Source organism: Mesorhizobium sp. 1B3, assembly GCF_050958605.1.
Classification (GTDB): Bacteria; Pseudomonadota; Alphaproteobacteria; order Rhizobiales; family Rhizobiaceae.
The window spans coordinates 256,995-277,676 of record NZ_JBJHDO010000006.1; the positions used below are offsets into that span (position 1 = coordinate 256,995).

Sequence of the window (20,682 nt, forward strand, 5' to 3'; positions counted from 1 at the left end):
CGTTCATTCCTTTGCATTTTCCTGGTCGAAGGCCATGCCGTCGAGCATGCGCCAATGCCGCGGCGGACCGTCGATCATGGCGACACGGCCGCCATCGCTGGAATCGACATAGATGCCGAAACGAGCCTCCCTGCGTTCGTGCAGATAGCGGCGCAGCATCGCGCGGATCTGCCGGACGGGTATGCGCTCCCAGGGCAGTTCGTCGGGCGCGAAGAACTTCAGCGAGGACGGCAACTCCGGGGTCTTGCCGCCCTGGTCGGACAATACGCTGCGATAGACGACATAGCCGGGTTCCTGGTCGGCGACGTCGAAGACGGAATAGAGGAACGCACCGTCGGCACGCAGCGCGACCGTTCCCTGCTCGTCCAGGCTGACGACGTCGCCGGCCTTGCGCCGGCTCGCGGCCGGCAGGCCCCAACCTCCCGATCCGTCGCTGCGCAGCAGGATGCGGCCTTCATGCTCGACGAGGTAGCCGATCATCATCCGGTGCGAAGGCGTCCATCCGGGCGGCATCGGATCTTCCACCGAGACGTAGCGCCCGCGGCAGAAGCCCAGCGGGGCGGCCGGACTGGTGCCGAAAGCGCGGACGCGGCCGACGAGGATCACATGGTCGCCTGCCTCCACGCGATCGTGCACCGTGCAGTCGAACCAGCTTAGGCTGTCGGACAGGACCGGCGCGCCGGTATGGACGGTGTCATAAGCCACCGCATCGAACTTCGAGACCAATTTCGAAGCGAAGAGGCTCGCCACCTCCTTTTGGTGCTCGTGCAGGATATTCACCGCGAAGCTGTCGCCGGCATCGAATGCCGGGAAGCTGCTTGCCGTCTTTCCTATGCAAACGAGGAGAAGCGGAGGATCGAGCGAGACGGAGGTGAAGGAATTCGCGGTCATCCCACGCGGCGCGCCATCCCGGTCGCGCGTCGTCACCACGGTGACACCGGTGACGAAAGTGCCGAACGCCCGCCGCAACTCCACAGGATCGATCGTGCTCTGCTCTTTTTCGCTCACGGCCAACATGCGCCATGCCTCTCCGTTTTGCGGAGAAGATAGCCTTGGGGGCAGGTGGGCTCTTCCTGCGCTCCGCAGGAGAGGTTTCGATCAACCTCCTAGGCAGCAGAGCAGAACGGCTTCAGATCTGCTCGTTATGCGAGAGCGTTTCGTCGAGGCGGATGGCGAGTTCCAGCGCGAAACGGCGCTCCGGCGTATCGATCTCGATGCCGAACAATTCCTGGATACGGTTCAGGCGATAGCGCAGCGTGGTGACATGCAGCCCCATGGCGTCCGCGCAGGCCTGGCTCCGGCAGCCATGCTCGAGAAAGACCGTCAGCGTCCTGACATAGTCGGTGCCGTGCGCCTCGTCGTGGCGGGAAACCGCGCCTATGGTGACGTCCACGAAGGAGCGCACTTCGTTCGTATCGGCCGCCGAAAGCAGCAGCGGAAATGGGCCGAAGTCCTGCGCGGCGAGAAGGCCGGTCCGGTTGAATCGCACGGCGAGGCGGATCATCCGCTCGCATTCGCGCCAGACCTGGGCATGGTCGTGGATGCCGGCGCAGGATTTCCCGATCACCACGATCGGCTTGCTGCCGATCAGCCATTGCGCCTCCTCGATGATCTTGCGCACCAGCGCCTTCGCCGCGGCCTCGCCGTCCAGTTCCGGGCCCGGAACCCGGCACAGGATGATATCCGTGAGCAGGGCGGCCGTTGCCGGCGGGTTCTGCTGCTCTGCCAGGCGAACGACGGATCGATGCAGTTCCTGCAGGGATTTGCCGTCTTTCGTGCAGCTTTCCGTCAGCCCTATGGCGACGAGCCTCGCCGCAGAATCGACCCCTATGCCCAGCCGCCGTGCGCGGGCGATCAGGTCGTCCGTGTTGCGCCATTTGCCCGAGACGATCTCGGCAAACAGTTCGCTGGCGGTATGCGATTCCGTCTGGAAGCGCAGATGGCTGCGCATCATCTGGACGCTGAGCGCGAATTTCGCGCTCTCCAGAAGCAGGTGGTCGAGATCGCTGAAATCGGTGTTGAGGGAAAAGACGATCAGCGCGCCCACCGTTTCATCGTCCACCGATAGCGGCTCCACGACGGCGGGCAGGTTGAGGTGCTGGTCGCCGACGCTCAGATAAAGCTTGCCGATTTCCAGCCGCGTATTGTTCGCCACTTCGCGGGTGATGCGCAGGAACTGGCGACTCATGCTGCGATTGACCTCGTCGCGCCAGCGGACATCGTCCACGACGTCGGGCTTGGGAGAGCGGTCGGCAACGACCAGATTGGCGGTCAGGTCCACCACGACGGTGGGATTCGGCAGGAAGGTTTCGACCATGGCGGCGGCCGAGGCCACGGAGCCGTCCGAGAGCACCTTGCGCATCAGCGCGGAATGCGCGGCAAGCACGTTCTGCAGCCGCTCGGCCGCGACGCGCTCGGCCCTCAGCCGGTGGGCCTTGTCGACGGCAATTGCGCCCAAATGCACGATGGTCTCGAGGAAGGCGAGATCGGCCTCGGAAAGATCCACGACGCTGCGCGACTGGACCGAAAGCACGATGGCACGGCCCTCCATGTCCTTACAGCCGAGCGGCAGCACGACAACCGTGCGGTAGCCGCGCTTAATGGCTTCCTCCTGATAGCCGGGAAACTCCGACGCCGCCTGCGCGTCGCGAATGATGACCGGCTCGTTGCGCGTGAGGGCGATCAGGGTTGGGCTCGTCGCGAGCGTCCAGCGGTCCTGGTAGGACCCGCCCAAGAGATTGGAATCATGCCGCGCCACCACGAGCGCGTCGCCGCTTGCCTGATCTATGCTCATCACCCCGCCCATCTTCCAGACCGTGTTGTGGCAGGCGGCGTCGACGAGATGCTGCAGCGTGGTGTCGAGATCGACGCTCGAGTTGATGAGACGCGCGACATCCCTTAGGGCACGCGAAAGCGGGCGATCGATCGCGTTCAACAGATCCTCCTCAAACATGGGCTGTGGGTGAACGCCAGGAAACTGTCATCTCTAAGGCAGGATTTCAACGAGGGTTTCTCCTCGTTCCCGTAGGAAGAGGCGCGGCCGCGTGGAGCCTATCGTGCCCATGGCGTCGGGGCCTCCAGCAATCCCGATCGGAACCCATTGACGAAGGAAGACCATGAGCCTGGAAATTCGCAAGATCGTCCGCCACGCCGAAGAGGTCTTCATCGAAGGCGGCAAAGCCGGACCACGGCCGGTGACGGCAGTGGCCGTCGCGGCAATCGTCAGGAACCCTTGGGCGCACCGCGGCTTCGTCGAGGATCTGCGCCCCGAGGTTCTGGAGATCTCTCCGAAGCTCGCCGACGCGCTAGTCGGCCGACTGCTGGAACTGTGCCCTCCCGAGCGCATCGAGGCTTATGGCAAGGCTGCGGTGGTCGGCCTCGCCGGCGAGATCGAGCATGGCTCGGCTCTCATCCATACGCTGCGCTTCGGCAATGTCTTCCGAGAAGCCGCCGGCGGGACCAGTTATCTGAGCTTCACCAACACCCGCCACGCCGCCGGCGCGATGGTGTCGTTGCCGATGACGCACAAGACCATCGTCGGCCAGCGCTCGCATTTTCTGACGCTCGATTTTTGCGTCAGCGACGCACCAGACCGCGACGAGATCCTGGTGGCGATCGGCGCCTCGGACGGCGGCCGCATGCATCCGCGCATCGGCGACCGCTTCCAGGATATGCAGGAGATGGGAATAAAGCCGCAAAGCGCCTGAAGCCGCCGAGTTCAGGTCCCGGCAGCACGTCGGCCGAAGAGATGGACATGAGGCTCACCCGCCACGGCGACGCCGTTCGGGTCCAGCATTCCATCGCGAGAACACTCCATCCGGAGTGATAAACTGGTCCTGGATGTTGGCAGGGGGCCTCAATTGTCGGTGCGGCCCATCCGGGCCGCTTGGCTTTCGCGCCACGCATCGGTCCGAACCTTGGGTTCGGAAAGCACGATGCGTCACTCAAAGTGGCAGAGCTTGCGATCGCGCGTTGCAACGGTCAATCTTTTTGACCGTTGGTATGGCTCCGCTCAGCGGACCGCCAGGGGAGCGCAGGAGTTGCGAACCACCAGACTGCCATGCAGCACGATCTTGCGCGCGCGCTCCGGCGCCCGGCCCTGCAACCGCTCGAGGAGCAGATTGGCCGCCTGCTCGCCGATCGCCTCGACCGGCTGGGCGACCGTGGTCAGGCGCGGGCTGAAGGCATCTGCCCAGGGGAAATCGTCCATGGAGGCGACCGAGATGTCGGCAGGACAGGTGAGGCCCATATCGCGAATCGCGCGCATAGCGCCGATGACCATGAGATTGTTGGCGGAGACGATGGCTGTAGGCTGCTCAGGCATCGTCAGCAACTGCATGGCGGCGCGGTAGCCGTCGGCCTCGCGGTAGCTCCCGTCGCGCACGAGGTCGGCGACGAACTCTACGCCGGCCGCGCCCAAGGCCTTGCGGTAGCCGGTCAACCGATCCCTGCCCGTCGACGTGTCGGGTGGGCCGGAGAGATAGCCTATCCGGCGATGGCCGAGACCCAGCAGGTAGCTCGTGACATCGAAGAGAGCCTTGAGGTTGTCGAGCACGACGGCGTCGATGTCGAGGCCGTCGCAGATCCTGTCGATCAGCACGACCGGCTTGCGCGCGGTCGTGACGAGACGCTTCATGACGTCATCTTCGCCTGCCGGAGCGATGATCAGCCCGTCGACCATCCTGTCGAGCAGGAGCTTGATCTGATCGTCCTGCTTGGCGGTATCCTCGTCGTTGCTGCAGAGCATGACCGCGTAACCCGCCTTGTTCAGCACTTGCTGGATAGTGGCGACGACATCGGTGAAGAATGGATTGCGTATGTCCGCGACGGTCAGGCCGATCGTCCTGGTGGCGCCGGTCTTGAGGCTCCTGGCTATGGCGTTACGCTGATATCCGATCGCACCGATCGCCGTCTCGATGCGCTGCGCCAATTCCGGGCTGACATTGGACGTGCCGTTTATGAACGCCGAGACGGTAGCGATGGAGACGCCTGCCGCCTGCGCCACGTCGATCATCGTCGGTGCGTTGGATTTCCTGCCTCGGCGCCTAACTTCGTCCATCTGCCGAAACGTTTAGATAGTTCAGATCGATGATGACTAGGGAATATGAAGAAGAAAAGCAAGCATTTGCGTTGCAACATAGATCGCGGCCCGTCGCACCGATTGACAAGACCGAAACGTTTCGATTAGCGTTTCCGGCGGTAGCAGCGTGGACGGGAGGCCATCGTTGTTATGACAGGCGCGCGTGTTGTTGTGTCTTCCGATCAGGACAAGAAGCCTCATGAGGGCGCGCCCGTTCTCGCCGCGCGCGGGATCGGCAAGCGTTTCGGCGGGATCGTCGCGCTGAGCGATGTCCATTTCGAACTCGCTTCCGGCGAGATCCACGCGCTGATGGGCGAAAACGGCGCCGGCAAGTCGACGCTGATGAAGATCCTCTCCGGCGTCTATCCCCAATATGAGGGTGAGGTGCTGCTCGACGGCATGCCTGTCAGCTTCGCCAATGTCCGGCAGGCCGAGGCCGCGGGCATCGCCATCATCCACCAGGAACTCAACCTGGTGCCGGAGCTCACCGTCGCCGACAATGTCTTCCTTGGGCGCGAGCCGCGCATCGCCGGCCTCGTCATCGACCGCAAGGCCGGCAGGGCGGCCGCCCGAGATCTGCTCGGAAGGCTCGGCATCAACCTCGATCCGGACATGCGGGTCGGCAATCTTCGGGTGGGCGAGCAGCAGCTCGTCGAGATCGCCAAGGCGCTGTCTTTCTCCGCGCGTATCCTGATCATGGACGAACCGACCTCTGCGCTGTCGCCATTGGAATGCGAGAGGCTGTTCAGGATCGTAAGACAGCTCGCCAGGGAAGGAGTCGCGATCGTCTATATCTCGCACCGGATCGACGAGGTCATGCATCTCGCCGACCGGGTGACGGTGTTCCGAGATGGCCGCCATGTCATGACCAGCATCATGACCGAGCTGACGGAAGACCACATCATTGCCGCCATGGTCGGCCGTGATCTTCTCGCGGCGACGGCGGCAGATATGACGGAACGCGGTGCGACTCTTCTCTCCGTGCGCGACCTGACTCTCGAGAAGCCCCATCGCCGCGGATGGCGCAAGGTCCTGCGCGGCGTCAGTTTCGATCTCCACGCGGGAGAAATCCTGGGCATCGGCGGATTGCTGGGATCCGGCCGCACGGAAATCCTCGAGACGATCTTCGGCTCCGCCACGGGACGCCCCGGCGGCGAAATCCGGATCCGGGGGGAATTGGCCGACATACGCTCGCCCCGCGACGCCCGCCGGCTCGGCCTCGCCATGGTGACGGAAGACCGCAAAGGCCAGGGACTGCATCTCCAATCGTCCATCACCGACAATGTCGCGCTACCCCTTGTCGGACGCCTCGCCCGATTCGGCATCCGCTCCTTTGCCGGTGAGACGAGGCTGGCGCGGCAGGCCGTCCAGGCGCTCGGCATACGATGCGAGAGCGTCGGTCAGGCCGCGGGCACGCTTTCCGGCGGCAACCAGCAGAAGGTCGTCATCGGCAAATGGCTGGCGACGCAACCGCGCGTGCTGCTGCTCGACGAACCGACCCGCGGCATCGACGTGGGCGCCAAGCGCGAGATCTATGACCTTGTCTTCCATCTGGCCCGGAAAGACGGCTTGGCGATCGTGGTGGTGAGTTCGGAAATGCCCGAGCTGCTGCTGCTTTCCGATCGCATCCTGGTCATGTCCGAAGGCCGCCAGACCGGATTGATCAAGAGGGACGAAGCCAGCGAGGAGCGCATCATGCAGCTTGCTGCGCCCTACGGCCGGAAGGCGGCGGCATGACGGTGCTGCGCCTCCTGTCACGCACCAAGCTCTATTGGGGGCTGATAGCCATCTTCCTGATCGGCGTCCTGTTCTCGCCCGAGACCTCTTCCGGCAAGAACATCTTCCTCTCCTACGGCAATCTGCTCGACGTGTTGCGGCAGGTCTCCATCACGGGCCTCATCGCCACCGGCATGACGGCCGTCATCATCACCGGCGGCATCGATCTTTCGGTCGGTTCGTTGATGGCGATCTGCAGCGTGGTCTGCGCCATGCTGCTCACGGTCGCCGGCGGAACGCCTGCCGCGGCGATGGGCCTGCCGATGGCGGCTCTCGTCGCCCTGCTGGTCGGAGCGGCGGTCGCGCGCTTCCTGTTCGCCAATGCCGAGAAATCGCGAGGCGGTGCCGAAAAGGCCCGAGACCTGCCGCTCGACAGGACACGCGGCGTCGTCATTCCCCTGGCTGTCGGTATCGCGCTTGCCGGCCTCCTCCTCTGGTATCTGCTGCCGCAGATGAATGCGAAGTTCGGCGTGCTGGGCGTGCTGATCGTCGTGCCCTGCGTCGGCCTGTGCTTCGGGGCGATCAACGGCATCATCATCGTCGCCGGCAGGCTGCAGCCCTTTATCGTCACGCTGGCGATGATGGTGACGGCGCTCGGCATAGCCCGCCTGACGGCCGGGCAGAACAACGCCGTCCTGCCGGTCTATACCGGCAGCAATGCCGTCGCCGAGTTCGACACGCTGCGCTCGCTCGTGTTCGGGGTCGTTCCGATGCCCGGCCTGTTCTTCATCGCGGCGATCGCTCTTTACGCAGCCGTGCTGCGCTTCACGCCGTTCGGCCGCTATGTCTACGCGATCGGCGGCAACGAGGAGGCCGCCCGGCTTTCCGGCATCGAAGCCGACAAGGTGAAGATAGCCACCTATGCCGTCGCCGGCCTGCTCGCCGGTATCGCGGCGGTGCTCTATGTCGCGCAGTACAGGCAGGGCAAGCCCGATGCGGGCGCCGGACTCGAGCTCGACGCGATCGCCGCGGTGGTCATCGGCGGCACCAGCCTCATGGGCGGGCGCGGCAGCATGGCCGGCACCTTCTGCGGCGTCCTGATCTTCGGGCTGCTCTCCAATATCCTCCAGCTCCACAACATCAACTCGAACCTGCAGTTGGTTTTCAAGGGGCTGATCATCATCGGCACCGTGCTCGTACAAGAGCGCAACCTCGCCGACTTCCTGAGCTTTATGCGCCGGCCGGCATCCCGGCCGGCGCAAAAGGACGCGTCCGGACGACAACGGACGTCACAAGAAACCGTGGTCAAGAAAATCGGAGGAAACGCCAATGAAACGCCGTGACCTGTTCAAGCTTGCCGCCTTCTCAGCCATCCTCGTTTCCGGTACCTCGCTGCTCGCCAGCCAGGACGTCTTCGCGCAGGACAAGAAATGGAAGATCGGATTCTCCCAGGCGACCACGATCGAACCGTGGCGCGCCCAGTTCAACAAGGACATCATCGCCGAGGCGGAGAAGCACGCGGACGTCGAGCTCATCATCACCGACGGCGAGGACAAGACCGAGAAGCAAGTGGCCGATGTGGAGAACCTCATCCGCCAGGAAGTGGATGCGCTGCTGATCTCACCCAAGGAATCGGCAGGTTTGACAGGTGTCGTGCAACAGGCGATCGATGCCAAGATCCCGGTCTTCGTGCTGGATCGCAATGTCGATACGGACCAGTACACGCAGTTCGTCGGCGGCGACAACAAGTTGATCGGCCGCGCGGCCGGCGAGTATGCCGTCGAGTTGCTCGGGGGTCCCGGCAAGGCCGCGGGCAACGTCGTCGAAATCTGGGGCGGCATGGGCACCCAGCCGGCGCATGACCGCCATGACGGCTTCCACGAGTTCACCGACAAGGAGCCCGGCATCAAGAACCTGCTCGACCAGCAATCCGGCGACTGGAAGCAGGATCAGGCCTACAACATCATGGCGACCGCGTTGCGCAATCACGAGAAGATCGACCTCGTCTACGGCCACAACGATCCCATGGCCTATGGCGCCTATCTGGCGGCCAAGGATGTCGGCCGGGAGAAGGAGATCAAATTCATTGGCATCGACGCCTTGCCCGCGGAAGGGGTGACCTGGGTGAAGAACGGTGAACTGACCGCCACCTTCCTCTACGCCACACCCGGGGCGGAAGGGCTTCGCCAGGCGCTGAAACACCTCAAGGGTGAGAAAGTCGAAAAGACGATCACCCTGCCGACCGAGAAGGTGACCGCGGAGAACGCCGCGCAAGTCCTGAAGGACAAGGGAATGTAGCTCGCCAGCCACAGGCTGGCCGAGAGACGCCCCTGACCTATCGGATTCACACTTTCCTGCACGATTGCCTGGCGGCCAATCTTTGCAGATGAGCATGGCGCGCACGACAGGCTCCCCCTCTCCGTCTCGGCTTCGCCGAGCCACCTCTCCCCCACGCTGCGCGTAGGGGAGAGGAATCGCCGGCCGCGCGCTCGGCGCCTTTCCTCTTCCCCACGAAGTGGGGGAGAGGTGGCTCGGCGAAGCCGAGACGGAGAGGGGGAGCTGCCCAGCAATGAGGAAGGCCATTTTCAGACGCCGGCCGCATGGATTTGGCGATCGGCGAAGGCCGACATGGCAGCGGCTTCTCCGTGCGAGAGAATTGGCCGGCAGGCGGATGAGGGGCTTGCCGGAAAGGTCGTCCGTCACCGCGGATCGCGCCAGCCCTGGGCGCCCAGCAGTGGCACGAAACGGACGTCGCCGAGGGACACCTTGTCGAATCCGCCGTCTTCGCGGCGGGTCAGGCGGATGAGGTCCTGGCTGCAGTGGCTGCCGACGGGCATGACGATGCGGCCGCCCGCCGCAAGTTGCCCCTTCCAGGCCGCCGGCACTTCGGGGCCCGCGGCCGCCGCGATGATGACGTCGAAAGGAGCAGCCTCCGGCAAGCCAAGCGTGCCGTCGCCGATGCGCACCTCGACATTGGCGTAGCCCAGCTCCGTCAAGCGGCGCCGAGCCGCGTCGGCCAGCCCGCCAAGGCGCTCGATCGTGAATACCTGCCCGGTGATCTCCGCCATAACCGCAGCCGCATAACCGGAGCCGGTGCCGATCTCCAGCGCCCGCTCGCCGGGGCGAAGCGCGGCCGCCTCGATCATCAGCGCGACGACGTAGGGTTGCGAGATCGTCTGTCCCTCGCCGATGGGAAGGGGCGCGTCGTCATAGGCAAAGACGCGCATGCTTTCAGGCACGAAAGCTTCACGTGGCACCGATCGCATGGCGCGAAGGACATGGTCGTCGCCAACGCCGCGCCATGCGATCTGGCGATCGACCATCCTTGCCCGTGCTTCCTTGAAATCAGCCATCGGCCCCGACCGCAACGAGCCTCCGGGTCGATTATAGCCTAATCACCGCCAGACGTATCAGAGTTCCCGCGCGGCCTTGAGACCGGCGAGGGTCGCGTCGGTCGCATCAACCATGCGCGTCGAAATGCCCAGTTTGGCAAAGCCCCTGGCATAGAGGCTGCAAAGCTTCTTGCCGCCGACCAACGGTATCTCTCCACCCGATGTCCAACGGCGCAAGCCGCCTATCTCCGCGCCAATGAGCAGGCCGGAAAGAAAGCCCGAACACCAGGCGGGGTCGACACCGGAAAGCAAGGCCCGCGGCCGTATCCGGAAGAGCTCGGAGACCAGCATTTCGGGCCGCGCCAAACCTGCATTGAGGCCGCTTTCGAAGCCTTCGTTGCGATCACCGTCGTCGTCCGCGCCGCTCACCGAATGACGAAGCACCGAATGTGTCCCGAGCACTTCGAAAATCTCGCCCGTCATGGCCGTGGCGAAGCGCCGAACCATGCGGCCGTCCAGTTCAACCCATTTGGAATGGGTTCCCGGCATGACGACTATTCCGGAGAAACCTTTGATCAGCGCGGAAACGCCCAGCAACTGAGTCTCCTCGCCCCGCATCACATCCTCGGCGCCGGGCTCGCGCTGGCAGATGCCGGGCAGGATGCGTGGCGAGAGGCGTGAGCCCTTGATTTCTGGACGCACGGAGGCGGCGGCGAGCCTGGCGAGATTCGCGGGGGTTTCGAGATAAGGCGCCTCTCGCCAGCCTTGCCTGGCTCCCGCCATGCCAGAGATCAGGACGTCGAGCGGATCGCCATCTCTTTCGACATGGCCCGTCAGGACCTCCGTCAATGCCGCGGGAAAGGCGGACGGTTCCAGCCTGCCCATGCCTTTGTCGGAGGATGCGGCGAAGGTGATGGAACCGCCTGCATCGATGCCCCACGCGCGCAGGTTGGACGTGCCCCAATCGACCGCGATCCATTCCGTCCTGCCGGCCATGCGATGATTCCCGTTTGCTTCAACAGTAGACTTAGTCGAGGAGGAACCCGATCGCCATACTACCCTACCGCCAAGATCACCTTCCCATGGTGTCGAAACCCGAAACTAGTCGCCCGGTTCCGCGAAAAATCCGCTACGAGACAAATGGCTCAAATTCGATAATTCACCGAAACCAAACCTCCATTCACGTGCCAAGCCCGCGGCGATAAAGCGCGCCGAGGCCCTCGATAGGCTTGTCGTATCCGCCGAGGCGCAGCATGTGCCAGGCCATGGCGTGGTTGCTCGACGTCACGGGCTTGCCAAGCCGGGCCTCCACCTTTTCCGCGATGCGCGCTACGCGAAGGCTCGTGCAGGAGACGAAGACCGCGTCGCAGGCATCGGATGAACCGACATCGACGATCGCCTTCTCGATCGCCGAGGCCGTGATGCGGGCGACGCGATTGTCGTCGGGCTCGTTGAACGAGCCCATGACCGGGATCTCCAGCCCGCGCGCGATAAAGGCTTCGCGCAGCGAATGGTTGATCGTGGCTATGTAGGGGGTGAGGAGCGCGACCCGTTTTGCGCCAAGCGATTTGAAGGCGGCGAGCGCCGCCGTCACCGGATCCGTCACCTTCACCTCAGGCATTGCTTCCCGCACGCGCTTGGCCACATGGCTCTCGCCGATAACGAGGGCGCCGGACGTGCAGCCGAAGCCGATGACGTCGAAGCGCACGTCGGGCAGAAGGCCAACGGTGCCGGCAATGTCCGCCTCCATCTTACGAAGATTGTCCGGCGTGATCTCGACCGGCGAATGCAGCCGGGCTCCGTAGAGCGCGACGCCATCAGGCAAGGCGAAGCGGAACTCGTCCTCTATGGTCTGGTCCGTGCGCAGCACCAGCAGGCCGAGATTGGCGAGGCGGCCGACACCGTCGTCGGTCTCGAAGGGGATGTTCTCGGTGTTCGAGACGAGCCCGGCCTGGCCGGCCGGCTGCACAGCGATTGTCATGATCTGGCCTTTCTATCTGGGTTCTGGCCTGTCTGGGATCTGGGAGTTGCGGCATCAGCCGACGACGGCAAGCCGGGGGCGGCGTTCGGCGGCAGGCGGCTCCCCGCCGAGATAGAGATGGCGCATCGCGGGGTCGGCGAGCAGGTCCTCCGAGCGGCCTTCGATCGCCACCTTGCCGAGCGACAGCACGTAAGCGCGGTCGGAGACGCCGAGCGCCTCGAAGGCGTTCTGCTCGACCATCACGATGCACATGCCCGTGCGGTCGCGGATCGCCGCGATTGCCGCGAAAACCTCATGCATCATGAGCGGCGAGAGGCCGGCCGAAGGTTCGTCGAGGAGCAACACTTTCGGATCGGAGATCAAGGCGCGCGCGAGCGAAAGGATCTGGCGTTCGCCGCCCGAAAGCGCGGAGGCCTTGCGATCCTGCTTCGACGCGAGCGACGGGTATTGCGCCATCAGCTCGGCATAACGGGCATGACACTCCGCGGCCGGCAGGTGTCGCGCGCCGAGCAGGATATTGTCGGCCACGGTGAGCGTCGAAAACACGTTGTCGGTCTGAGGCACGAAACCCACGCGGTGGTGTGTCACCTTCTCATGGACCGGAACGTTGCTGACGTCGCTTCCATCCATTTCCACCGTGCCGCCGCGCGGCCTGACGAAGCCTGCAATGCATTTGAGCAGGGTGGACTTGCCGCAGCCATTGGGCCCGAGGATCGTGACGATCTCACCGGCGGCGGCAGTGAGGTCGATGCCCCCGAGAATGTCCGGCCCATCGCCATAGCCGGCGCGCACATTCTTGACGCGGATCATGCCGGCACCTTCTGCTCTCCTACCGATTTGCCGAGATAGGCCTCGACCACCCGCTCGTTTTCGGTGAGCTCGCCGGGAGCGCAATCGGCAATGATCTCGCCCCGATCCAGCACGATGCAGCGGCCGCAGAGCTCACGAATGAAATGCATGTCGTGTTCGACGACCAGCATGGCGACCCCGCGGCGATTGAAGGCCTTGAGCAGCCCGACCATGCGGCTGCGAAGCTGGGGATGGACACCTGCCGTCGGTTCGTCGAGGCAGAGCAGCCTTGGCCTGGTTCGAAGAGCCAGCGCGATCGAGAGCAGCTTCTTCTGGCCGCCGGACAGGGAGCTTGCCGGCTGATGGGCGACCGGCCCCAATGCGAACTGTTCGATCAACTCCTCGACTTCCGCATCGTCGCCGGATCTTCCCACGAAAGCGTCGACAAGGGATGCGGCATCGCGCGAACCGGCGCGCAACACCTCGCGCACTGTCATGCGATGCGGCATCGAAGGCAACTGGAACGTACGCACGAGGCCGCGCCGGGCGATCTGGAAGGATGGCGAGCCTGCGATGTTTTCGCCGACGAACCGTATTGCGCCGGCATCCGGTCGGGAAAAGCCGGAGACGATGTTGAGCAGGGTCGATTTGCCTGAGCCGTTCGGCCCCAGCAGGCCGACGATCTCACCCTCCCCGACCTGGAACCGCACATCGGCCAGGACCTGATGGGCACCGAACGCTTTGGCGACACTGTCGACTTTCAGTAGGCAGTCAGCCATTGCGCTTCTCCCCAATGCGTTCGGGAACAAGGCCCTGCGTGCGCCACATCAGAAAGGCGAGCAGGCCGGCGCCGACCAGCGTCAGCCGCATGGCGGCGACGTATTCCGACGGCAGGTCGAAGGCATCCTTCACGAAAGGCACGAAGGCGAAGAGGAATTGCATCAGCACGGCGCCGACGATCGCGCCGACATGATTGCCGGAGCCGCCGATGATCACCATCGCCCAGATGAGGAACGTCTCGGAACTGACCAGCTGATCGGGCCCGACGAAGGTGACGTAATGAGCGAAGACGAAGCCCGAGGCTGCAGCCATCACGGCAGCGACCATCAGCGTCTGCGTCTTGAGCGAGGCGATGTCGTAGCCGAGCGACGCCGCCAGCTGCGGCTCCTCGCGCATCAGCTTGAGCGCCAGACCGTAGCGGCTGGTGGTCAGCCGGTTGCACAGCCACCAAGCGACGAGCAACAGCGCGATGCACAGGCCGAGCGTCATCAGCGGTCCGGCAGGGCGCGGCATGTCGCCGAAGATGAGCGGTATGCCGCCGACACCCTGTGCGCCACCGGTCAGCCACGCCTCGTTGTTGGCGAGGATGCGCAACACCTCGGCGACGGCCAGCGTGGCGATGCCCCAATAGTCCGCGCCGAGATTGCGGCCGAGACGGGCGAAAGCCACGGCGACGACCAGCGCGAACGCCACGCCGAGCAGAATGCCGGCGACAGGCCCGAACTGGTTGGAAAAGGCGATCGACGCACCATAGGTGCCGCAGCCGAACAGGATGATCTGGCCGAAATTGACGAGCCCGGCGAAGCCGACCTGCAGGTTGAGGCTGAGCGATAACAGCCCGTAGAGACAGGCCATGATCGCGACATGGATCAGGAACTCAAACACGCTTCACCTCCGAGACGAAGAGGCCGTACGGCTTGAACAGCAGGACGACGACCAGCAGCAGGAAGGACGCGGCGGTGGCGTAGGCAGCCGGGATGAACAGGAAGGATTCGCCCAGCAAAGGGCCGAAATTGACGTTGGTGACGATCGTTTCGGCGGCGGCGATGACAATCGCGCCGACGGCTGCGCCGAGCGCATTGCCGAGACCGCCGACGATAGCCGCGGCGAATACCGGCAGCAGCATGTCGAGGCCGAGCTGGGCGCTCATCTCGCCCTTGACAGAAAGCCCGATGCCACCGAGCGCCGCCATTACGCCTGAAAGGAACACGACCACGTTGGTGACCTTGCGGGTGTCGATGCCGGTGGCGCTTGCGAGCACGGAGTTGGTGGCGGTGGCGCGCATGCAGCGGCCGAGATCCGTCCGGAACAGGATCAGCGCAAAGGCGGCAATGGCGAATACGCTGATGCCGACGGAGGTCAGCTGGTGCTCGGTGAGCCGGGCGCCGAGGAAACGCAGGGGAGGATTGACCTCCAGTTCGAAACGTTGCGGACGTGGGCCGGCGGTGACGAGGAAGATCGCCGAAAACACCATGCTCAGCGCCAGGGAGCCGATCATCGCGACGGCGGAACCGGCGCGCAGCAGGCGCTCGAAGATGGCGACGTTGAGCAGAACGGCGACAACCCCGACCAATATGCAGGCGAAGACCCCTGCCATGATAAGGGGCAGACCGATCATTTGCAGGCCGAGCGTCAGCAGCGCCCCCGTCGTCGCGTATTGCACAAGCGCGACATTGGGGAAGCGGATCAACGAATAGACGCTGCTCAAGCCGATTGCGATCAATGCCAGATCGACCGCGCGGATGATCACGTCGACGGCAAACTGGACCATCTCGTTCCTCCCAGGGAATTTCGTCGCACCGGGGCCCGGCGCAAGGTCGGAGGCGCCGGGCGTAACCTGGCGCCTAACGGCCTAGCGGCTCTGGACGCCGTCCTCGATCTTGAGCTTCAGGTAAGGCTGCTTGGAACGCTGGCGATCGGCGTCGAAGGTGATGTCGCCCGTCGCGCCCTTGTAGCCATTGCCGACTTCCTTGAGGGCGGCCGTGATGGCCTTGGGCTCGGCCGATCCGGCTTTCTCGATAGCGGCCGCGGCCATCATCACAGCGTCGTAGCCGTAGCCGTTGAAGCTGGTCTTGAAGCCTTCGCCATGCTTCTTCCGGTAGGCTTCCTCATAGGCCTTCCCATCAGGTCCGATATAGTTGAGGTCGAGCCCATACTGACCCTGAACGAACTTCGGATCTGCGTCGGAGGTGCACATCGACAGGTAGATGGCGTACCACGGGGTGGCATTTATGCCGAGTTCGAAGGCCTCGCGATTGATCGTGGCAGCCTCCTTGCCGTAGGCCGAATAAACATAAACGTCGGGTGCGGCGCGCTCGATCTGCTGCAATTCACGCCGATAGGTGGTCTGGCCTTCGGTGTACATGACGGTGGTGACGACCTCGCCGCCGCGTTCGGCGAACGCCTTCTGGAATTGTTCGGCGACACCCTGGCCATAGGCGTTGTTCGGCACGATCACCGCAGCCTTCTTCCAGCCATTGTCGACCACGTCCTGCGCGGCAAAGCCGGAGGAGACGTTGTCGAGGCCGATCAGGCTGAACGATCCGTCGCCCAGGGCCCGGATCTTGCCGCTCGAGGAGCCGATGTTGAGATGAACGCGGCCCTCCTGGACCAGGTATTGGCCGACCGGGATGGTGATTCCGGAAGAATATTCGCCGATCACCAGAGGCACCTTGTCGACGGTCACCAGCTTCTTCGCGGCATCCAGCGCCGAGGGAGCGCGGCCGCCGGAATCCTCGATGATGACGCGTAGCTTCTGCCCGCCGAGCACGCCGCCTTTCTCGTTGATCTGGTCGACGGCCAACTCGATGCCCCGGCGCTGGTCGTCGCCGAGCGTGGCGCTCGCCCCAGACAGCGGCAGGACCGCGCCCAGGACGACCTCCTGGGCCAATGCGGGCACGCTGCCAAGGGCAAGACAGGCGGCGGCCAATAGAGCTTTGTGCATGGTGATCTCCTTCCGTTTTGGTTCTGGCCGGCCGCTTCGTGAGGCGCCCCGGTCCCCTCTGCTATGGGTATGTAGACACACTTTTCGCCATAAGTGAATACACATTGTGATGCACTTTGAGGTTTTGTGTAGGGTACTCAGGCGACCCGCGTCTCTCGCCCCGCTTCGGTTCCCCGACGGCCAACCCTCCCCAGATGAACATGACGCGCGACAGGCCCCCTCTCCGTCTCGGCTTCGCCGAGCCACCTCTCCCCCACTTCGTGAGGGAGAGGAATCGCCGGCCGCGCGCGCGGCGCCTTTCCTCTTCCCCACGAAGTGGGGGAGAGGTGGCTCGGCGAAGCCGAGACGGAGAGGGGGAACTTGCACGGCGCCGAGAAGACGTCTTGTGTCGTAGCTTGCCGGGAGAGATGTCCGGCAAGCTAGTGAGGCAGCTCGCGGTAGCCTTTGCTGGCGTCTACTCGGCCGCTATCGGCAAGGGGTCCGCGACGGACAGCTGTTCGAGTTCGGCCCATTTGGCGCGAGCCTTGGCGAGGCTGCGTTCCTTGACATGACCGTAGCCGCGGATCTGTTCGGGCACCTCGGCGATCGCCACGGCTGTCGCATGCTCGGCTGGAGTCAGCCGCGCAAGCGCCTTCTCGATACGGTTGCGGTATTCTCCGATCAGCGATCGCTCGGCGCGGCGCTCCGCGCTATGGCCGAATGGATCGAGCCACGTGCCGCGCAGCCCCTTGAACTTTGCCAGAACCCCGAAGGCGCCAAGCATCCACGGCCCGAAGGTCATTTTGGCCGGCTCGCCCGTGTTCGGGTCCGTCTTCGCCAGGAGTGGGGGCGACAGGTGGAACGTCAGCCTGCCCCGGCCGTCGAAGGTCTCAGCAAGCTGCCGGCGGAAAGCGCCATCCGAATAGAGACGCGCCACCTCGTATTCGTCCTTGTAGGCCATCAGCTTGAAGAGGTAGCGGGCAACGGCTTCCGAGAGCTTGCCTTCTCCGCCCATCACCGACTTCTCGCGCGTCCTCACCTTATCGACGAAGGCGAGGTAGTCGCCGGCGTAGCGGGCGTTCTGATAGGCCGTGAGGAAGGCGACGCGTCGCGACACCATTTCGTCGAGCGATTGCGAGGCGACCCGGTGTCCGAGATCCCCGTTGGCCCGCTGCCTGGGCAGCAGCGCATCCACCGCAGCAGGGTCGGCAGCCGCAAGCCGTCCGAGCTTGAAGGCGGCCCGGTTCATCTCAACGGCAGCGCCATTCAGGCTGATCGCCTGCTCAATACTCGCCTGCGACAGCGGGATAAGCCCGCGCTGCCAGGCGTAGCCGACCATGAACAGGTTCGTGCCGATGGAATCGCCGAGGAGCTGCGTGGCGATCCGCGTCGCGGAAATGGATTCGACCTGGTCCTTCCCGGCAACGTCCCTGACCACACCTGCGAGACCGAGCCCCTGGATACGGAAATTCGGATCACGGATGAAGGCGCCGGTTATTGTCTCCTCGGAGTTCAGGACGACGCGTGTCCTGTCCCTGGCCATCACGCCCAAGGCCTCTTTCCCTGCGGCGACGACGAGATCACAGCCGAGCACGACATCGGCCGCGCGAGAGGATATGCGCACTGCGTGCAGGTCGTCGGGTTTTCCTGACAGGCGCAGATGCGTCGTCACCGGGCCGCCCTTCTGCGCCATCCCGGCCATATCGAGCGTCGAACACCCCTTCCCCTCGAGATGAGCGGCCATTGCCAGGATGGCGCCGATGGTGATCACTCCCGTGCCGCCGACACCGGTGATCAACACGTTCCACGGTTCCGTCAGTTCCGGCAGTGCGGGCTCCTCGATGGGACGAGCAAGGATGTCCTTGAGATCGAGCGCCTTCGAGCGGCGCGGCTTCACGCCTTCGACGGTCACGAAGGACGGGCAGAAGCCTTTCACGCAGGAAAAATCCTCGTTGCAGGACGACTGGTCGATGCGGCGCTTGCGCCCGAACTCGGTGTCGATGGGCGTCACCGAAAGGCAGTTCGACTTGGCGGAGCAATCTCCGCACCCCTCGCAGACAAGCTCGTTGATGATGACGCGACGCTCGGTGCGCGGCTTGGGATCGCGCTTGCGCCTGCGGCGCTTTTCGGCAGCACAAGTCTGATCGTAGACGATCGCCGAAACGCCTTCGACTTCGCGCAGTTCGCGCTGCACCGTGTCGAGCTCGTCGCGGTGGTGGATGGAGACGTTGGCGGCGAAGGCCTCCTGCTCCTGGTACTTTTCGATGTCGTCGGAGACGACCGCGATACGGTCGACGCCTTCGGCGCGCAGCTGATGGGTGATGCGTTGCGGGTTCAGCGTCCCGTCATGCCTCTGACCGCCCGTCATCGCCGTCGCGTCGTTGAACAGGATCTTGTAGGTGATGTTGATCCGCGCAGCGACCGCGGCGCGGATCGCCAGCAGGCCCGAGTGGAAATAGGTGCCGTCGCCGAGATTCTGGAAGACGTGGCGCGTCGGCACGTAGGGGGCTTGGCCGATCCAGTTCGCCCCTTCGCCGCCCATATGGGTATAGGTGGCGGTGTTGCGCTCCATGCTCTGCGACATCCAGTGGCAGCCGATGCCGGCAAGCGCCCGGCTGCCTTCGGGCACGCGCGTCGAGGTGTTGTGTGGACAGCCCGAGCAGAAATAGGGGGTGCGCTGAACCGGTGCGAGACTGGCAAGCTTGGCGCCGTCCACCTCCGACAGGCCGGCGATACGCTCGACCAGTTCCTTGTCGTCCAGCCAGGGCAGGATGCGGGCCGCGATCGCCCGCGCCACCTGCACGGCCGTCAAGTCGTCATGAGCGGGAAGGACGATGCGGTTCTCGCCGTCGCGCTTGCCGTAGATGCGCGGCCGCCGATCGGCGGGCATATTGTAGAGGACGTCCTTGACCTGCCCCTCGATCAGCGGGCGCTTTTCCTCGACGACCAGCAGCTCTTCCAATCCGGCGGCAAAAGCGGTGATGCTTTCCGGTTCGAGCGGCCACACCATCCCGACCTTGTAGATGGAAAGGCCCAGTTCGAGTGCCCGTTCCCGCGAAATGCCGAGTTCGTCGAGCGCCTGGAGCACATCGAGATAGGATTTGCCCGTCGTCACGATGCCGAGTCGGCGGCGCGGCCCGCCGAGCGCCACACGGTCGAGGCGGTTGGCGCGGGAAAAGGCGAGAGCGGCAGGCAGCTTGAAATTGTGCAGGCGCCGCTCCTGCTCCTGCGGCGTATCGGGCCAGCGAATATTGAGGCCGCCTGCCGGCATCTCGAAATCCGTCGGCATCCGTATGGCGACGCGATCCTGGCTGACGACGATGGAGGCCGAGGAATCGACCGTCTCGGCGATCAGCTTCAACGCCGTCCAGCAGCCGGAATAGCGCGACAGCGCCCAGCCATGCAGTCCGAAGTCGAGGATCTCCTGAACGCCGGCCGGATTGAGGACCGGGATCATCGCGTCCATCAGGGCATATTCGCTCTGGTGGGACGTGGTGGACGACTTGCAGGTGTGATCGTCGCCGGCGAGCAGCAGCACGCCCCCATGCGGTGCCGACCCTGCGAGGTTCCCATGGCGGAAGGCATCACCGGAACGGTCGACGCCCGGCCCCTTGCCGTACCACATGGCGAAGACCCCCTGCTTGTTGGCCCGCTCCATGAGATTGATCTGCTGGGTGCCGAGGATGGCGGTCGCGGCGATATCCTCGTTGAGGCCGGCCTGGAACCGTATGTCCTCGCCCGCGGCGAACCTGCCGGCCTGGCCGAAGGCCTGATCGATGCCGCCAAGCGGCGACCCGCGATACCCCGTCACATAGCCTGCCGTGTCCAACCCGGCAGCGCGGTCGAGCCTGCGCTGCACCATCGGCAGCCGCACCAGCGCCTGGGTGCCGGTGACGTAGATGCGCCCGTCGTCCAGGAGATACTTGTCGTCGAGCGAAACCGCCGGAAAAGCCATGGTGATCTCCTGGGGCGCGGCTGCCGGAGCCAGCGGGCCCGGAACGGTACGGGATGCAGGAATGAGCCTATGTCAATCCAATACTGTATACACATTTAGATGTCAAATGACACTCTTAGTCGTGAC

At 64.3% G+C, this 20,682-nt stretch carries 16 protein-coding genes; 4 read left to right on the forward strand and 12 right to left on the reverse strand.

Annotated features, from left to right (window positions below):
• Positions 1 to 3 precede the first annotated feature (3 nt).
• Entirely contained in the window at positions 4 to 1,017 is a 1,014-nt protein-coding gene (locus ACCO56_RS18545) for a flavin reductase (RefSeq protein WP_433642292.1), read from the reverse strand.
• Between the two features lie 112 nt (positions 1,018 to 1,129).
• The gene (locus tag ACCO56_RS18550; protein WP_433642293.1) at positions 1,130 to 2,935 is read right to left on the reverse strand and encodes a helix-turn-helix domain-containing protein; all 1,806 of its coding nucleotides are present in this window, start codon (positions 2,933 to 2,935) and stop codon (positions 1,130 to 1,132) included.
• A 181-nt stretch (positions 2,936 to 3,116) separates the two neighbouring features.
• Between ACCO56_RS18550 and ACCO56_RS18555 the strand changes: the two genes are divergently transcribed.
• The gene (locus ACCO56_RS18555) at positions 3,117 to 3,707 is read left to right on the forward strand and encodes an amino acid synthesis family protein (RefSeq protein WP_433642294.1); all 591 of its coding nucleotides are present in this window, start codon (positions 3,117 to 3,119) and stop codon (positions 3,705 to 3,707) included.
• 305 nt (positions 3,708 to 4,012) lie between these two features.
• Here ACCO56_RS18555 and ACCO56_RS18560 read toward each other — a convergent pair whose 3' ends face one another.
• Positions 4,013 to 5,014, reverse strand: coding sequence for a LacI family DNA-binding transcriptional regulator (locus tag ACCO56_RS18560; RefSeq protein ID WP_433642406.1), 1,002 nt, complete (start codon positions 5,012 to 5,014; stop codon positions 4,013 to 4,015).
• 216 nt (positions 5,015 to 5,230) lie between these two features.
• On the opposite strand from ACCO56_RS18560, the gene ACCO56_RS18565 reads away from it, so the two are divergent.
• The 3 genes from ACCO56_RS18565 to ACCO56_RS18575 are packed head-to-tail and all read left to right on the forward strand — an operon-like array spanning position 5,231 to position 9,094.
• Positions 5,231 to 6,817 carry a sugar ABC transporter ATP-binding protein gene (locus ACCO56_RS18565; protein ID WP_433642295.1) on the forward strand — a complete coding sequence of 529 codons (1,587 nt, stop codon included), beginning with the start codon at positions 5,231 to 5,233 and terminating at the stop codon, positions 6,815 to 6,817.
• Complete coding sequence (locus ACCO56_RS18570; RefSeq protein ID WP_433642296.1) at positions 6,814 to 8,139, forward strand: ABC transporter permease; 1,326 nt, start codon at positions 6,814 to 6,816, stop codon at positions 8,137 to 8,139. Before ACCO56_RS18565 ends, ACCO56_RS18570 begins: the two co-directional genes overlap by 4 nt.
• Positions 8,126 to 9,094 (forward strand): substrate-binding domain-containing protein, encoded by a 969-nt coding sequence (locus tag ACCO56_RS18575; protein ID WP_433642297.1) that lies wholly within the window; start codon positions 8,126 to 8,128, stop codon positions 9,092 to 9,094. The genes ACCO56_RS18570 and ACCO56_RS18575 overlap by 14 nt, the downstream gene beginning before the upstream one ends.
• Before the next feature lie 401 nt (positions 9,095 to 9,495).
• Here ACCO56_RS18575 and ACCO56_RS18580 read toward each other — a convergent pair whose 3' ends face one another.
• The 9 genes from ACCO56_RS18580 to ACCO56_RS18620 form a co-directional block, all read right to left on the reverse strand.
• A complete protein-coding gene (locus ACCO56_RS18580) occupies positions 9,496 to 10,149 on the reverse strand; it encodes a protein-L-isoaspartate(D-aspartate) O-methyltransferase (protein ID WP_433642298.1) in 654 nt (217 codons plus the stop codon).
• Positions 10,150 to 10,206: 57 nt separating this feature from the next.
• Positions 10,207 to 11,124: a 2-dehydro-3-deoxygalactonokinase gene (locus ACCO56_RS18585; RefSeq protein ID WP_433642299.1), complete on the reverse strand. Its 918-nt coding sequence runs from the start codon at positions 11,122 to 11,124 to the stop codon at positions 10,207 to 10,209.
• 184 nt (positions 11,125 to 11,308) lie between these two features.
• Complete coding sequence (locus tag ACCO56_RS18590) at positions 11,309 to 12,109, reverse strand: maleate cis-trans isomerase family protein (RefSeq protein ID WP_433642300.1); 801 nt, start codon at positions 12,107 to 12,109, stop codon at positions 11,309 to 11,311.
• 54 nt (positions 12,110 to 12,163) lie between these two features.
• The gene (locus tag ACCO56_RS18595) at positions 12,164 to 12,919 is read right to left on the reverse strand and encodes an ABC transporter ATP-binding protein (RefSeq protein WP_433642301.1); all 756 of its coding nucleotides are present in this window, start codon (positions 12,917 to 12,919) and stop codon (positions 12,164 to 12,166) included.
• The gene (locus ACCO56_RS18600) at positions 12,916 to 13,677 is read right to left on the reverse strand and encodes an ABC transporter ATP-binding protein (RefSeq protein WP_433642302.1); all 762 of its coding nucleotides are present in this window, start codon (positions 13,675 to 13,677) and stop codon (positions 12,916 to 12,918) included. Before ACCO56_RS18600 ends, ACCO56_RS18595 begins: the two co-directional genes overlap by 4 nt.
• Positions 13,670 to 14,563: a branched-chain amino acid ABC transporter permease gene (locus tag ACCO56_RS18605; protein WP_433642303.1), complete on the reverse strand. Its 894-nt coding sequence runs from the start codon at positions 14,561 to 14,563 to the stop codon at positions 13,670 to 13,672. The genes ACCO56_RS18600 and ACCO56_RS18605 overlap by 8 nt, the downstream gene beginning before the upstream one ends.
• On the reverse strand, positions 14,556 to 15,449 hold the full coding sequence (locus ACCO56_RS18610) for a branched-chain amino acid ABC transporter permease (protein WP_433642304.1): 894 nt from the start codon (positions 15,447 to 15,449) through the stop codon (positions 14,556 to 14,558). The genes ACCO56_RS18605 and ACCO56_RS18610 overlap by 8 nt, the downstream gene beginning before the upstream one ends.
• A gap of 81 nt (positions 15,450 to 15,530) precedes the next feature.
• Complete coding sequence (locus ACCO56_RS18615) at positions 15,531 to 16,622, reverse strand: ABC transporter substrate-binding protein (RefSeq protein WP_433642305.1); 1,092 nt, start codon at positions 16,620 to 16,622, stop codon at positions 15,531 to 15,533.
• A 454-nt stretch (positions 16,623 to 17,076) separates the two neighbouring features.
• The gene (locus ACCO56_RS18620; RefSeq protein WP_433642408.1) at positions 17,077 to 20,589 is read right to left on the reverse strand and encodes an indolepyruvate ferredoxin oxidoreductase family protein; all 3,513 of its coding nucleotides are present in this window, start codon (positions 20,587 to 20,589) and stop codon (positions 17,077 to 17,079) included.
• Positions 20,590 to 20,682 lie beyond the last annotated feature (93 nt).

What these genes read in the sequence shown, in the direction of transcription:
- ACCO56_RS18545 (WP_433642292.1), bottom strand. Translation starts at nt 1,017, where the DNA reads ATGTTGGCCGTGAGCGAAAAAGAGCAGAGCACGATCGATCCTGTGGAG.
- ACCO56_RS18555 (WP_433642294.1), top strand. Translation starts at nt 3,117, where the DNA reads ATGAGCCTGGAAATTCGCAAGATCGTCCGCCACGCCGAAGAGGTCTTC.
- ACCO56_RS18560 (WP_433642406.1), bottom strand. Translation starts at nt 5,014, where the DNA reads ATGATCGACGTGGCGCAGGCGGCAGGCGTCTCCATCGCTACCGTCTCG.
- ACCO56_RS18565 (WP_433642295.1), top strand. Translation starts at nt 5,231, where the DNA reads ATGACAGGCGCGCGTGTTGTTGTGTCTTCCGATCAGGACAAGAAGCCT.
- ACCO56_RS18570 (WP_433642296.1), top strand. Translation starts at nt 6,814, where the DNA reads ATGACGGTGCTGCGCCTCCTGTCACGCACCAAGCTCTATTGGGGGCTG.
- ACCO56_RS18575 (WP_433642297.1), top strand. Translation starts at nt 8,126, where the DNA reads ATGAAACGCCGTGACCTGTTCAAGCTTGCCGCCTTCTCAGCCATCCTC.
- ACCO56_RS18580 (WP_433642298.1), bottom strand. Translation starts at nt 10,149, where the DNA reads ATGGCTGATTTCAAGGAAGCACGGGCAAGGATGGTCGATCGCCAGATC.
- ACCO56_RS18585 (WP_433642299.1), bottom strand. Translation starts at nt 11,124, where the DNA reads ATGGCCGGCAGGACGGAATGGATCGCGGTCGATTGGGGCACGTCCAAC.
- ACCO56_RS18590 (WP_433642300.1), bottom strand. Translation starts at nt 12,109, where the DNA reads ATGACAATCGCTGTGCAGCCGGCCGGCCAGGCCGGGCTCGTCTCGAAC.
- ACCO56_RS18595 (WP_433642301.1), bottom strand. Translation starts at nt 12,919, where the DNA reads ATGATCCGCGTCAAGAATGTGCGCGCCGGCTATGGCGATGGGCCGGAC.
- ACCO56_RS18600 (WP_433642302.1), bottom strand. Translation starts at nt 13,677, where the DNA reads ATGGCTGACTGCCTACTGAAAGTCGACAGTGTCGCCAAAGCGTTCGGT.
- ACCO56_RS18610 (WP_433642304.1), bottom strand. Translation starts at nt 15,449, where the DNA reads ATGGTCCAGTTTGCCGTCGACGTGATCATCCGCGCGGTCGATCTGGCA.
- ACCO56_RS18615 (WP_433642305.1), bottom strand. Translation starts at nt 16,622, where the DNA reads ATGCACAAAGCTCTATTGGCCGCCGCCTGTCTTGCCCTTGGCAGCGTG.